Genomic DNA, 13,985 nt, shown 5'->3' with positions numbered 1-13,985 from the left:
AAAGGCGCAGATGTCTGCGCCTTTTTGCTTTTGTATGAACTTAGTTCAGACGGCCGTGGCACGCCTTGTATTTTTTACCGGAACCACATGGGCATGGATCGTTGCGACCCACTTTACGATCACCTGTCTGCGCCGCGATCGCCGCTGCGGCTTCGCTGTCGTCAGTCTGGTGGCTCAGTTGTTGCATCTGTGCCAGACGCTCAGCTTCTTCGCGACGCTGCTGCTCCATCGCTTCCACTTCTTCCGGCAAGCGCACCTGAACCTTGCTCAGGGTGCTGATCACTTCATATTTCAGTGACTCCAGCATCGACGCAAACATCGAGAAGGATTCACGCTTGTATTCCTGCTTCGGATCTTTCTGCGCATAGCCACGCAGGTGGATACCCTGACGCAGGTAGTCCATCGCCGCCAGGTGCTCTTTCCACAGTGAGTCCAGGGTCTGCAGCATCACACCTTTTTCGAAGTGACGCATCATCTCAGCGCCAACGACTTCTTCCTTACGCTTGTACACATCCAGCGCGGTTTCGAAGATACGTTCGCGCAGGGTTTCTTCATGCAGCTCAGGTTCTTTGTCCAGCCACTCTTTGATTGGCAGCTCGAGGTCAAAGTCGTTTTTCAGACGTTCCTGGAGACCTTCGATATCCCACATCTCTTCCAGAGACTGCGGTGGGATATGCGCGTCGATAGTCGCTTTGAATACGTCTTCGCGAATGCTGTTAATGGTTTCGCTCACGTCAGACACGTCCAGCAGTTCGTTACGCTGGGTGTAGATTGCACGACGCTGATCGTTAGCGACATCATCATATTCCAGCAGTTGCTTACGAATATCGAAGTTGCGGCTTTCCACTTTACGCTGTGCGTTAGCAATCGCTTTAGTGACCCACGGGTGCTCAATGGCTTCGCCTGGCTTCATGCCAAGCTTACGCATCATGCCGGAAACACGGTCAGAGGCGAAAATACGCATCAGCGCATCTTCCATAGACAAGTAGAAACGGGAAGAACCGGCATCACCCTGACGACCCGCACGACCACGCAACTGGTTATCAATACGACGAGATTCGTGACGCTCGGTACCAATAATGTGCAGACCACCGGACGCCAGAACGGCGTCATGACGTACCTGCCAGTCAGCTTTGATCTGCGCAATCTGTTCAGGCGTTGGGTTTTCCAGCTCTGCCACTTCAGCCTGCCAGCTACCGCCCAGCATAATATCAGTACCACGACCCGCCATGTTGGTGGCGATGGTCACTGCAGCCGGATAACCTGCCTGCGCAACGATATCAGCTTCTTTGGCGTGGAATTTGGCGTTCAGAACGTTGTGTTTGATACCCGCTTTAGTCAGCTCGTGAGAAACCACTTCGGATTTCTCGATAGAAATGGTCCCTACCAGAACCGGCTGACCATTCGCAGTACGATCGCGAATATCTTCGATGATCGCCTGAATTTTTTCCGCTTCGGTCATGTACACCAGGTCCGGCATATCCTTACGGATCATTGGACGGTTGGTTGGAACGACTACGGTATCCAGCTTATAGATAGAGCTGAATTCAAACGCTTCGGTATCGGCAGTACCGGTCATGCCCGCCAGCTTCTCGTACAGACGGAAGTAGTTCTGGAAGGTGATAGAGGCCAGCGTCTGGTTTTCATTCTGAATATCCACACCTTCTTTGGCTTCCACAGCCTGGTGCAGACCATCAGACCAGCGGCGGCCCTGCATGGTACGGCCGGTGTGTTCATCGACGATGATCACTTCGCCGTCTTTTACGATGTAGTCGACATCGCGGGTGAACAGCGCGTGGGCACGCAGGGCGGCGGTCACGTGGTGCATCAGCATGATGTTGCTCGGAGAGTACAGAGACTCGCCCTCTTCCATGATGCCTTCAGCGACCAGCAGCTCTTCAATTTTCACCAGACCACGCTCGGTCAGGTTCACCTGGCGCGCTTTTTCATCAACGGAGAAGTGGCCTTCACCCTGGAAGGTATCGGAGTCTTCTTTCTCCTGACGCAGCAGGTGTGGAATGATTTTGTCGACTTTACGGTACATCTCAGAGCTGTCTTCAGCCGGGCCGGAGATAATCAGCGGAGTACGCGCTTCATCGATCAGGATGGAGTCCACCTCATCCACCAGCGCATAGTGCAGCTTACGCTGTACGCGCTCTTCCGGGCTGAACGCCATGTTGTCGCGCAGGTAGTCGAAGCCGTATTCGTTGTTGGTGCCGTAGGTAATATCCGCGTTATACGCTTCACGCTTGGCTGGCGCAGGCAGACCAGACATGTTGATGCCGACAGTCATACCGAGGAATTCAAACAGTGGACGGTTGTTTTCGGCGTCACGCTGTGCCAGATAGTCGTTGACGGTTACGACGTGAACGCCTTTACCGGTCAGTGCGTTCAGGTATGCCGGCAGCGTTGCGGTCAGGGTTTTACCTTCACCGGTACGCATTTCCGCGATGCAACGTTCGTTGAGCACCATACCACCCAGCAGCTGAACATCGAAGTGACGCATGCCGAACACACGCTTACTCGCTTCACGGACCACGGCGAAAGCTTCCGGGATCAGGCTTTCTAAGGTTTCACCTTTTTCCAGACGAGCACGGAATTCCGCCGTTTTGGCTTTCAGCTCGTCATCAGAGAGCTTCTCCATCGCCGGTTCCATGCCATTGATGATAGCGACAGCTTTGCGCATACGGCGCAGGGTACGATCGTTACGACTACCAAAAACTTTTGTTAATAATTTGATTAGCATAATAAATTCTCAAACGCCCTGTCGTGGGCAGATAAATTAAGGTATTGAAAAAGTTAATTTAACTGAGGCGTTGAGGCCCGGCGCGAATGCCGTGAACCTGGCTAATCCATGTTGAAACAGAGAATGAGGCAGGAGAAACGAACGCGAATTGCGCCGTCTGACGAACCATGACCGGTGGCTGGCTATCCTGGGTGAGCAGCGCATTGAGTGTGTCAAGCAGGGCAAGATGCTGAGCCTGCTCCGGCCGTGCCGTTTCAGCAACAGGCATTGCCTGCGGGGCCATCGCAAATGACAAATGGCGGATAACCGTGCGAATGGCGTGCTGGTGCCAGTAATCAACTGAGAAATTAGGGCGGCGACTGGCTTCAAGCCACGCGAGGTTAGTAAAGTTAACCCGCGTATTGAGATCGTGTTTGGTTGTGGAGGTTTTCGGCGGTGTTGCCGCTTCAGCACTGTTACTGAGCGCAGGCAAGCCGAGACTCGCCGCGACCATCCCTAATAAGAGATGCGGCCAGAAGTAACGTCTGCCAAATTGTCGCCAGCGCGTCAGTATTCCGCTCACTTGCTCCACCACATAAGTCAGCCTTTACAGGCTGAAGTCAGTTATTCTTTTAAGCGCCCAGATATTACCACTAAAGCCAATACACAGCAGCAGGAATGACGTACTACTGCGGGGAAAAACGGTCAAGAATGCAGCTAACGCACAGATTTTCAACGTATGGCAACGGATTGGGGGACTGAGGGCAAAAATGAAGATAGGTATAAATAAAAACGACTGGTCTCCCTGGTCGGAGAGAGTACCAGGTTAACCAGTCGATTTTTTACGAAACGGCTTGAACCGTTACGCCAGAACCATGCTTGGTGCTTTGAACGCCAGAGGCAGCTCTGCTTCGTCTTCGAAGGTCACATATTCCCAGGCTTCCTGTTTTGCCAGGACGGCCTGCAACAGTTTGTTGTTCAGTGCATGACCGGATTTGAACGCGGTAAATGCACCAATGATGTTGTGACCACACATGAACAGGTCGCCGATAGCGTCCAGCATTTTATGACGAACGAATTCATCTTCGAAACGCAGGCCGTCTTCGTTCAGTACGCGATAATCGTCAACAACGATGGCACAATCGAAGCTGCCGCCCAGGCACAGGCCGCGGGACTGCAGATATTCGATATCACGCATGAAGCCAAATGTACGGGCACGGCTGATCTGGCGCATAAATGCATCAGCAGAGAAGTTCATCGCATAGCGTTGGGTGCTGGAATCAATCGCCGGATGGTTAAAGTCGATGGTAAAGTCCAACGAGAAACCATTGTACGGTTTGAATTCAGCCCACTTGTCGCCATCTTCAACACGAACGGTCTCTTTGATGCGAACAAATTTCTTCGCGCAGTTCAGTTCTTCGATGCCAGCATCCAGCAACAGATAAACGAACGGAGCAGCACTACCATCCATAATCGGGATTTCTGGCGCATCGACTTCAACAATAATGTTATCGATACCCAGACCCGCCAGGGCGGCGTTCAGGTGCTCTACGGTAGAAATCCGCACGTCATGCTCGTTCACCAGACAAGTACAGAGCATAGTATCACGCACAGATTTGGCATCGGCCGGAAAATCTACCGGTGGATTCAAGTCGGTGCGACGATAGATGACCCCGGTATTGGCCGGCGCAGGGCGCAACGTCAGTGTGACTTTTTTGCCGGTATGTAAACCGACGCCAGTCGCCTGAACGATACGTTTAAGTGTCCTTTGTTTGATCATCGTATAATCTCGCCAAATTAACTATCCAACCGAGAGTGTATATCACTAACGGTGGGCCAGTTTAGCACAAAGAGCGCAAATCCCCAAATTCCAGCCAATTCTTAGTCAGCTTGCTTACGCAGGAACGCCGGGATATCCAGATAATCTGGCTCTTTCGCAGTTTGCGGTGTTGGGTCATTAACCACTTTCGCGGCCGGCTTCTGCTCCTGAGTCAAAGGAGACATACCGTGCTGCTGGTAACGGTCCATTACCGGTTGCTGAGTCTGTTTGTTAGTCACCAGCGTGATTTCAGGACGCTTGTCCATACCAATACCGGTAGCAACCACAGTCACGCGCAGTTCGTCGTTCATTTCCGGGTCAAGGGATGTACCGATTACCACGGTCGCGTTATCAGAGGCGAACGCACGGATGGTGTTACCCACGGTTTCGAACTCATCCAGACGCAGGTCAAAGCCAGCGGTAATGTTGACCAGCACGCCGCGCGCACCAGACAGATCGATATCTTCCAGCAGTGGAGAAGAGATAGCCATTTCAGCCGCTTCTTCTGCACGGTCTTCACCGCTCGCCACGCCAGAGCCCATCATTGCGTAGCCCATTTCGGACATCACGGTGCGAACGTCTGCAAAGTCAACGTTCATCAGGCCAGGACGGGTAATCAGTTCGGCGATACCCTGAACCGCGCCTTTCAGCACGTCGTTTGCTGCGCCAAAGGCGTCCAGCAGGGAGATACCGCGACCCAGAACTTTCAACAGCTTGTCGTTCGGGATGGTGATCAGAGAGTCCACATGTTTGGACAGCTCGGTGATACCCTGCTCCGCGAAGGCCATACGCTTCTTGCCTTCAAAATTGAAAGGCTTGGTAACGACAGCAACGGTCAGGATACCTAAATCTTTAGCGACTTCAGCCACAACAGGTGCTGCACCAGTACCGGTACCGCCACCCATGCCTGCTGCGATGAAGACCATGTCCGCACCTTCCAGTGCAGCACGCAGGGCTTCACGATCTTCTTCAGCCGCATTGCGACCGACTTCCGGGTTAGCCCCAGCGCCCAGCCCTTTGGTGATACCACCACCGATCTGGATTGTCTGGCCAACAGCCGTTTTACGCAGTGCCTGGGCATCGGTGTTAACTGCGAAGAATTCAACACCTTCAATGCGTTCACGCACCATATGCTCTACGGCGTTACCGCCGCCACCACCGACGCCGATGACTTTAATCACCGCGTCGTTGGTCAGTTCCATAGGTTCAAACATAATTTCTCTCTCCGTTGTGCCTGTCGCCCGAGACCGCTAATTCTCTCCGGTCTCTTAAAAAAATTAAAACTCTTTTCGCAACCAGTTGTTCAGTCGTTTGACCCACGACCCCACTGAGACGCGTTTTTCCACTTCTGCTTCACCACTGAGATGAGATTCCTTCCCGTAGTGGAGCAGGCCCACAGCCGTTGAATAATACGGCTCCTGAGCATAATCCGTTAAACCGGTGATATTCAGTGGCGCACCAATACGCACCTGCGTATGGAACACGCGCTGAGCACAGGCCGCAAGACCTTCAATTTGCGCTGCACCGCCGGTTAATACAATCCCCGCCGCGAGATGATGTTTAACACCCTGCTGACGAAGCTGTTCCTGTAACTGTAAAATCTCTTCGTTGACAAGATTGAGCAGCTCGGTATAGCGCGGCTCAATCACCTCTGCCAGCGTCTGGCGTTGCAGACTGCGCGGTGGACGACCACCTACGCTTGGCACTTCAACGCTCTCATCTTTCCCAACGATAGATCCCAGCGCACAACCATGGCGCACTTTAATCGCTTCTGCATCGCTCGGTGGCGTACCAAATGCGTAAGCAATATCGCTGGTCACAACATTCCCTGCGTAAGGGATCACTTTGGTGTGGCGCAGAGCACCGCCGGTATATACGGCCATGTCCATTGTACCACCACCAATATCGACCACACAGACGCCCAGTTCACGTTCATCTTCGGTCAGCACGGAATAACTTGCCGCCAGACCGGCGAAAATAAGTTGGTCAACTTTCAGGCCACAACGTTCAACAGCTTTTACAATGTTCTTCGCCATATCGTTGTGACATGTGATCAGGTGCACTTTTGCCTGCATACGCACGCCAGAAAGGCCTACCGGATTCTTGATCCCTTCCTGGTAGTCGATGGCATATTCCTGCGGGATCACATGCAGCACGCGATGCTCATCGCGGACACGCACGGATTTCGCCGTATGCACAACGTTTTCAACGTCTTCCTGTGTTACTTCTTCTTCAGAAATCGGCACCATACCGATTTCGTTCTGGCAGCTAATATGCTTACCAGAAAGGGCCAGATAGACAGAAGAAATCTGGCAATCTGCCATTAATTCAGCCTGATCGATGGCGCGCTGTACGCATTTCACCACCGATTCAAGATCGTTTACCCCACCTTTATCCATACCACGGGACGGGCAACTGCCCACGCCAATGATATTGACCATACCGTCGGGCAGAACTTCCCCTACTAAAGCGGCAACTTTCGCAGTGCCAATCTCCAGTCCAACTACCAGTTTTCTGTCCGTCGCCTTGATCATTGTTGTTCTGCCTGTACCTGTGCCTGATTCTGTTGCTGATTAGGTTCCTCGACCGGAGCCGGTACCCAACCGACTGCTGCGCCTGAGTCATAGCGCAAATCAACGTAGCTTATCCGTTTGCCGTCAGTCTGTGCCTGCTGCTGTAAAACCGGGTAAAGTTCTACAAAACGCGCCAGACGCTTCATGGTGTCGCCGCGACCCAGGTTAAGCTTAATGCCGTTCGTTAACGTCAACTGCCAGGAGCGGCGTGCCGTCATGGCAGCATCTTTTAACGTAAACCTGTCTTTCGCCAGCACCTGCCCCATTTCGCGAAAACCCTGTAACACTTCATTTTCGCTGCCTTCAGGGCCATACAACATCGGTAAATTTTGCTTGTTGACACGATCGGTCGGAACGCTGAAGGAATTTCCGTCTACGTCAACCATGTGCTGATCATTCCAACGCGCAATGGGCACATATTCAACCAGATGAATCTTCAATTCATCAGGCCATTGCTTTCTTACACTCGCCTGTTTTATCCACGGCAGACGTTCAATCTGGCTCTGGATAATATTGACGTCCTGAGTCATAAAGGTGCCAGGCGATCCCAGCGCCAGAATTGACTGGCGAATATCATCGTTTCGCGTGTAGTGACGTTCACCCGTTACCACCAGCTTAGAAAGCGGTAACCGTTGTGCGTCTTCCATCCAGCCCAGGACCATCCAGCCGCTGATAAACACGGTGCACAGCACCCCGAGCAGGAAAATAATCCCTGCAAGACGCGTTCCATTACTCCGGCGTGAAGAAGTGTATTCTTCTTCGTCATCGCGGTTGCGTGTGTTCAATGCAGCCTGAGACATATCAGCCCGCCTGGTCCAGAATACGTACGACTAACTGCGAGAAACTCATTCCCGCCTGACGTGCAGCCATCGGCACAAGGCTGTGGCTGGTCATGCCTGGCGAAGTATTGGCTTCCAGCAAGTAAAATTGGCCATCACTGTCGAGCATGACATCAATGCGTCCCCAGCCGCGGCATCCAAGAACATTCCAGGCTTTAAGCACCAGGGACTGTAAATCGGCTTCACGTTCTGCTTCAAGACCACTTGGGCAGAAATATTGCGTCTCATCAGAGAGATACTTCGCCTCATAATCATAGAAGACTCCAGCGGGTTGGATACGAATTGACGGTAAAATTTCTTCGCCAAGCATCGCAACGGTAAATTCCGGTCCGCTGAGCCATTTTTCAATCAGAACTTCTTCATCATGTTGAAATGCCAGTTCTAAAGCGGCTGATAAATCTTCAGCTTTATCAACTTTAGACATCCCTACACTTGAACCTTCCCGGCTCGGCTTAACAATAACCGGTAAGCCCAGCGCCACAATGCGTGAATTAACGCTGTCCTTCAGGCCCAATTCAAATTCACGGCTCGTCAGTGCAACCCATGGCGCGACAGGCAAGCCAGCGCCCTGCCACAGCAGTTTGCTGCGCAGTTTATCCATAGAAATCGCGGAAGCCATCACGCCACTGCCGGTGTACGGCATACCGATTAAATCCAGCAGCCCCTGCAGGGTGCCATCTTCGCCACCACGACCGTGCAGCGCGATAAAGACCTTATCGAAGCCCATCGCTTTCAGTTGTGTTACATCCGTCTCTTTCGGATCGACCGGATGGGCATTGACACCACCTTCACGCAGGCCCGCCAGTACAGCCGCGCCGGAATTCAGGGAAACCTCACGCTCTGCGGAGGTACCACCAGACAGGACAGCAATCTTATCAGCCATGATGCTCATCCTCCTGGGTTTGCGGCTTCAGTTTGATTTCGGCTAAGGTACGGGCGATTTTGCCGATATTTCCCGCACCCTGAATCAGAATCAAATCGTTACCTGTCAGTACCGGAGCCAGAATTTCTGCTACCTGCACCGGGTCAGAAACCAGAATAGGGTCAACTTTACCGCGGCCACGAATGGTGCGGCATAATGAACGGCTGTCTGCACCTGGAATCGCGGTTTCACCTGCAGAGTAAACATCCAGCATGAGCAGCGTATCTACCTGTGACAGCACGCTGGCGAAGTCATCATACAGATCGCGGGTACGTGTGAAGCGGTGCGGCTGGAAGATCATGACCAGATTCTTGTCAGGCCAGCCAGCGCGCGCAGCTTTGATGGTCGCGTCCACTTCAGTTGGATGATGACCGTAGTCGTCCACCAGCATCGCGGTGCCGGATTTACCGTTCACGGCGTCCAGCGGGAATTCACCGAGGAAGTCGAAACGACGGCCAGTACCCTGGAAGCTCTCCAGCGCCCGCAGGATCGCATCGTCATCAATGCCCTCTTCCGTTGCAACAGCAACTGCCGCTGCCGCATTCAGGGCGTTATGACGTCCTGGCGCATTCAGGGTCACGTGCAGCAGTTCTTTGTCCTGACGCGCGAGGGTGAAATGCCCCTGCGCACCAATCTGTTTGTAATCTTCCACACGGACATCAGCATCTTCGCTGAAACCATAAGTGGTGATTTGACGCCCGACACGCGGCAGCAGCTCGCGGATCACCGGATCGTCTACGCACATCACCGCGCGTCCATAGAACGGCAGGTTATGCAGGAAGTTGATGAAAGTCTGTTTTAAGTTCTCGAAGTCACCCTGGTAGGTATCCATATGGTCAGCTTCGATGTTAGTGACAATCGCCACCATCGGCTGCAGGTGCAGGAACGACGCGTCGCTCTCATCTGCTTCCGCAATCAAATAACGACTGTGTCCCAGACGCGCATGTACGCCTGCGGCTTTGACCAGACCGCCATTGACGAAGGTTGGGTCGAGACCCGCTTCCGCATAAATACTGGAGACCATCGCCGTGGTCGTGGTTTTACCGTGGGTACCGGCAATCGCGATACCGTGGCGGAAACGCATCAGTTCCGCCAGCATTTCTGCACGGCGGATCACCGGAATGCGCGCTTCATGCGCGGCAACAATTTCCGGGTTGTCAGAGGAGATGGCGCTCGATACCACCACCACGCTCGCATCGCGCACGTTTTCCGGGCGATGGTTGAAATAGATAGTCGCCCCAAGCGACGCCAGTTGCTGCGTAACAGGGTTTGGCGCGAGGTCAGACCCGCTGATCTGATAACCTTCGTTAGCTAACACTTCGGCAATACCACCCATGCCAGCACCACCGATGCCAACAAAGTGAATGTGCCGGACGCGACGCATCTCGGGCACGATTGAACGCAGTTTTGCCAGTTGTTGTGTATTCATTCTCTAAACGCCATCGACTACTTAAAATTCGTGCAGCGCAACACGCGCTGCGAGGGTTAAGCCTGGGCTGCCAGACTCACTTCTTTTGCCACCCGTTCCGTCGCATCAGGGATGGCGGTCGCGCGCGCGCGTTCTGCCATCTCCAGCAATACGTCTCTGTTCCAGCCCGCCAGGGTGGTAGCGACCGCATCAGCGGTAAATTGTGGCTGCTCAAATATTTTCGCGGCACCCGCTTTCTCAAGCGGCAACGCGTTCCAGTACTGCTGTCTGTCTTTGTGCTGGAATGGCACAAACAGCGCCGGTAAACCAGCGGCGGCGATCTCGCTCACTGTCAGCGCGCCTGAGCGACAAACGACGACATCGGCCCAGGCGTATGCTGCTGCCATGTCATCAATAAACTCTGTAACGTTATGCTGCGGCTGCCCAGCCTCGGCATAAGCCTGCTCAACGGTTTGCTGAGCACCTTTTCCGCTCTGGTGCCAGATGGTAACGGTATCCCCCAGCTTTGCAGCAACCTGCGGCATTGTCTGGTTTAAGATGCGCGCGCCCTGAGAACCGCCGACGACCAGCACACGAACCGGCCCTTCACGGCCCGTCAGGCGAGCATCCGGCAGCGGCAGTGCCAGCACATCTACACGAACCGGGTTACCCACGACGTCCGCTTTCGGGAACGCGCCAGGAAACGCCTGCATGACTTTGGTGGCGATTTTCGCCAGCCATTTATTGGTCAGACCGGCAATACCGTTCTGCTCATGCAATACGACAGGGATGCCTAACGACCATGCAGCCAGCCCACCCGGGCCAGACACATAACCACCCATGCCGAGTACCACATCCGGCTTAAAGCGCTTCATGATGGTGCGCGCCTGACGCCAGGCGTTAAAAATCCGCACCGGCGCCAGGAGCAGCGCCTTAATACCTTTGCCACGCAGGCCGGAAATACGAATAAAGTCGATCTCGATCCCGTGCTTCGGCACCAGATCGGCTTCCATGCGGTCTGCGGTTCCAAGCCAGCGAACCTGCCAGCCCTGATCCATTAAATGGTGCGCAACCGCCAGCCCCGGGAACACATGTCCCCCGGTACCGCCTGCCATCACCATTAACCGCTTCGGTTGATTCATCGTGAACCTCGTGTAAACGCCTGGGCTTTCTCCAGACGCGTCTCATAATCTATGCGTAACAAAAACATGATGGCTGTCGACATGATCAACAGACTCGAACCACCATAACTGATCAACGGCAACGTCAGGCCTTTGGTCGGCAGCATACCTGCTGCGGCCCCGACGTTAACCAAAGCCTGGAAACTAAACCAGATACCAATCGAGCAGGCTAAGAAACCTGAGAAACGGTGATCGATTTCCAGCGCTTTCCGGCCAATAGACATGGCGCGGAAAGCGACGAAGAATACCATTAATAACGCTAATACCACACCGATATAACCCAGTTCTTCCGCAATAATGGAGAAGATGAAGTCAGTATGCGCTTCCGGTAAATACTCCAGCTTTTGAACGGAATTGCCCAAGCCCTGCCCCCAGACCTCACCACGTCCAAAGGCCATCAGCGACTGCGTCAGCTGATAACCGCTGCCGAACGGGTCTTCCCACGGGTTCCAGAAGGATGTCACACGGCGGATACGGTAAGGCTCGGCGAGGATCAGCAGCACTACCGCTGAGATACCCATTCCGATGATAGCGATGAACTGCCACAGCTTCGCACCCGCCAGGAACAGCATGGCGAGGGTGGTAACAAACAGTACAACTACGGTACCCAGGTCAGGCTGTGCCAGCAGTAACACCGCCAGTACCAAAATCACACCCATCGGTTTTAAGAAGCCGCGCAGGTTGTTACGCACTTCATCCACTTTACGTACCAGGTAGTTAGCCAGGTAGCAGAACAGGGACAGTTTGGTAAATTCCGCAGGCTGAATACGCAGTGGGCCAAAGGCAATCCAACGCGATGCCCCGTTTACGGAGCTCCCCACCACCAGAACGATCAGCAGCATGATGATCGAAGCAATCAGCATTGCCGTACTATGCCGCTGCCAGAACTCCATCGGCAGACGTAAAGTTACCAGCGCCAGGCAGAATGCCAGGATGATGTACAGACCATCACGCTTGGCAAACAGGAAAGGATCGTTCGCCAGACGCTGTCCAACAGGCATAGAGGCCGATGTCACCATAATAAAACCGACCGCCGCCAGCCCCAGCGTGAGCCAGAAGAGCGTGCGATCGTACATGATCAGGCTGTCGTTATCTTTTTGACGAGAGCCCATCACCCAGCCTTTCAGTGCCGCAAACAACCACACCAGGATCCCAAATCCTGGCAGGCGCGGCATTCTCAGGCGAGGGAGAGATAAACGCATCAGCCTAACTCCTTCGCCAGGCGGGTAAAGACATCACCACGCTGTTCGAAATTCTTGAATTGGTCGAGACTAGCGCACGCCGGAGAGAGCAGTACCATATCGCCAGGCTTCACTCGTGGAGCAATCAGGCGCATTGCCTGTTCCATGGTTTCGGTTTGCTCGGCGACCTCAGGGCGCAGTTCAGCCAGTTCACTGCCGTCACGACCAAAGCAGTAGAGACGGATGTTATCGCCAGAAAGATACTGTTTGAGGGAGGAGAAATCGGCCGATTTACCATCGCCACCCAACAGCAGATGCAGCGTGCCGTCAACATGCAGGCCATTCAGGGCCGCCTCAGTGCTCCCCACATTGGTAGCTTTGGAGTCGTTAATCCAGCGAACACCGTTATGCTCCAGCGCCAGCTGGAAACGATGCGCCAGACCGGAAAACGTGGTCAACGCTTTCAGGCTGGAAGAGCGCGGTAAACCTACCGCATCCGCCAGCGCAAGCGCCGCCAGAGCATTGGTGTAGTTATGCTGACCAGAGAGTTTCATCTCTTTGACGTTCAGCACTTTCTCACCTTTTACCCGCAGCCAGGTTTCACCTTGCTGACGGTTCAGGTGGTAATCACCCATGGTAATACCGAAGCTGATGCAGCGTTCGTCAGCACCACGCACCGGCATGGTCAGAGCGTCATCTGCATTGACCACACAGACTTTGGCATTTTCATACACGCGCAGCTTGGCAGCACGGTACTGCTGCAGACCAAATGGATATCTGTCCATATGATCTTCGGTCACGTTAAGGATCGTCGCAGCGGCGGCATGCAGGCTGGAGGTCGTTTCCAGCTGGAAGCTGGAAAGCTCGAGGACATACAGCTCACAGCCTTTATCCAGCAGCATCAGCGCGGGCAGGCCGATATTGCCACCTACTCCTGCGTTCATGCCCGCGGCTTTCGCCATCTCACCTACCAGCGTGGTCACGGTGCTTTTACCGTTAGAACCCGTAATTGCAACTACAGGTGCCTGCACTTCGCGGCAGAACAGCTCGATATCGCCGACAATCTCAACGCCCGCATCAGCAGCAGCGCTCAGTGACGGATGCGCAAGTGCAATACCGGGGCTTGCGACAATCAGATCGGCCGCCAGCAACCAGTCATCATTCAGACTACCAAGGTGGCGTTCAACCTGTTCCGGCAGCTTGTCCAGACCCGGCGGTGAGACACGCGTATCCATCACCCGTGGTGTCACGCCACGCGCGAGGAAAAAGTCCACGCAGGAAAGGCCGGTAAGGCCCAACCCGATGATAACGACTTTTTTGCCCTGGTAATCTGCCAT

General features: G+C 53.9%; 11 protein-coding genes. All 11 read right to left on the bottom strand.

The genetic code is table 11. From position 1 onward, the window contains the following. Positions 1-40 precede the first annotated feature (40 nt). The 11 genes from secA to murD all read right to left on the bottom strand — a co-directional run bounded on the left by secA (position 41) and on the right by murD (position 13,985). Complete coding sequence (secA, locus tag V6E55_RS04215; protein ID WP_236920429.1) at positions 41-2,746, bottom strand: preprotein translocase subunit SecA; 2,706 nt, start codon at positions 2,744-2,746, stop codon at positions 41-43. Between the two features lie 58 nt (positions 2,747-2,804). Then, positions 2,805-3,308, bottom strand: coding sequence for a secA translation cis-regulator SecM (secM, locus tag V6E55_RS04210; protein WP_165383608.1), 504 nt, complete (start codon positions 3,306-3,308; stop codon positions 2,805-2,807). 279 nt (positions 3,309-3,587) lie between these two features. Further along, on the bottom strand, positions 3,588-4,505 hold the full coding sequence (gene lpxC, locus V6E55_RS04205; protein ID WP_008501977.1) for a UDP-3-O-acyl-N-acetylglucosamine deacetylase: 918 nt from the start codon (positions 4,503-4,505) through the stop codon (positions 3,588-3,590). A 101-nt stretch (positions 4,506-4,606) separates the two neighbouring features. Then, the gene (ftsZ, locus tag V6E55_RS04200) at positions 4,607-5,758 is read right to left on the bottom strand and encodes a cell division protein FtsZ (RefSeq protein WP_008501978.1); all 1,152 of its coding nucleotides are present in this window, start codon (positions 5,756-5,758) and stop codon (positions 4,607-4,609) included. Between the two features lie 63 nt (positions 5,759-5,821). Next, positions 5,822-7,078 (bottom strand): cell division protein FtsA, encoded by a 1,257-nt coding sequence (gene ftsA, locus V6E55_RS04195; protein ID WP_006173845.1) that lies wholly within the window; start codon positions 7,076-7,078, stop codon positions 5,822-5,824. Beyond that, positions 7,075-7,917 carry a cell division protein FtsQ gene (ftsQ, locus tag V6E55_RS04190; protein ID WP_008501979.1) on the bottom strand — a complete coding sequence of 281 codons (843 nt, stop codon included), beginning with the start codon at positions 7,915-7,917 and terminating at the stop codon, positions 7,075-7,077. The genes ftsA and ftsQ overlap by 4 nt, the downstream gene beginning before the upstream one ends. Before the next feature lies 1 nt (position 7,918). Next, on the bottom strand, positions 7,919-8,839 hold the full coding sequence (locus tag V6E55_RS04185; protein ID WP_316942237.1) for a D-alanine--D-alanine ligase: 921 nt from the start codon (positions 8,837-8,839) through the stop codon (positions 7,919-7,921). After that, the gene (gene murC, locus V6E55_RS04180; protein ID WP_114979092.1) at positions 8,832-10,307 is read right to left on the bottom strand and encodes a UDP-N-acetylmuramate--L-alanine ligase; all 1,476 of its coding nucleotides are present in this window, start codon (positions 10,305-10,307) and stop codon (positions 8,832-8,834) included. The genes V6E55_RS04185 and murC overlap by 8 nt, the downstream gene beginning before the upstream one ends. A gap of 56 nt (positions 10,308-10,363) precedes the next feature. Continuing rightward, positions 10,364-11,428, bottom strand: a complete 1,065-nt coding sequence (gene murG / locus V6E55_RS04175) for an undecaprenyldiphospho-muramoylpentapeptide beta-N-acetylglucosaminyltransferase (RefSeq protein ID WP_316942236.1) — start codon at positions 11,426-11,428, stop codon at positions 10,364-10,366. Continuing rightward, positions 11,425-12,669, bottom strand: coding sequence for a cell division protein FtsW (gene ftsW / locus V6E55_RS04170; protein WP_028016683.1), 1,245 nt, complete (start codon positions 12,667-12,669; stop codon positions 11,425-11,427). The genes murG and ftsW overlap by 4 nt, the downstream gene beginning before the upstream one ends. Continuing rightward, complete coding sequence (murD, locus tag V6E55_RS04165; RefSeq protein WP_316942235.1) at positions 12,669-13,985, bottom strand: UDP-N-acetylmuramoyl-L-alanine--D-glutamate ligase; 1,317 nt, start codon at positions 13,983-13,985, stop codon at positions 12,669-12,671. The genes ftsW and murD overlap by 1 nt, the downstream gene beginning before the upstream one ends.

It is taken from the genome of Enterobacter sp. 342, from assembly GCF_036663495.1.
Taxonomy (GTDB): domain Bacteria; phylum Pseudomonadota; class Gammaproteobacteria; order Enterobacterales; family Enterobacteriaceae; genus Enterobacter.
The sequence above is the reverse complement of the archived record's forward strand: the minus strand, read 5'-3'. Positions and strand labels throughout refer to the sequence as shown.

Bases quoted from the DNA above. Each gene is read 5' to 3' on its own strand.
- secA (WP_236920429.1), bottom strand. From the start codon at position 2,746: ATGCTAATCAAATTATTAACAAAAGTTTTTGGTAGTCGTAACGATCGT.
- lpxC (WP_008501977.1), bottom strand. From the start codon at position 4,505: ATGATCAAACAAAGGACACTTAAACGTATCGTTCAGGCGACTGGCGTC.
- ftsZ (WP_008501978.1), bottom strand. From the start codon at position 5,758: ATGTTTGAACCTATGGAACTGACCAACGACGCGGTGATTAAAGTCATC.
- ftsA (WP_006173845.1), bottom strand. From the start codon at position 7,078: ATGATCAAGGCGACGGACAGAAAACTGGTAGTTGGACTGGAGATTGGC.
- ftsQ (WP_008501979.1), bottom strand. From the start codon at position 7,917: ATGTCTCAGGCTGCATTGAACACACGCAACCGCGATGACGAAGAAGAA.
- V6E55_RS04185 (WP_316942237.1), bottom strand. From the start codon at position 8,839: ATGGCTGATAAGATTGCTGTCCTGTCTGGTGGTACCTCCGCAGAGCGT.
- murC (WP_114979092.1), bottom strand. From the start codon at position 10,307: ATGAATACACAACAACTGGCAAAACTGCGTTCAATCGTGCCCGAGATG.
- murG (WP_316942236.1), bottom strand. From the start codon at position 11,428: ATGAATCAACCGAAGCGGTTAATGGTGATGGCAGGCGGTACCGGGGGA.
- ftsW (WP_028016683.1), bottom strand. From the start codon at position 12,669: ATGCGTTTATCTCTCCCTCGCCTGAGAATGCCGCGCCTGCCAGGATTT.
- murD (WP_316942235.1), bottom strand. From the start codon at position 13,985: ATGGCAGATTACCAGGGCAAAAAAGTCGTTATCATCGGGTTGGGCCTT.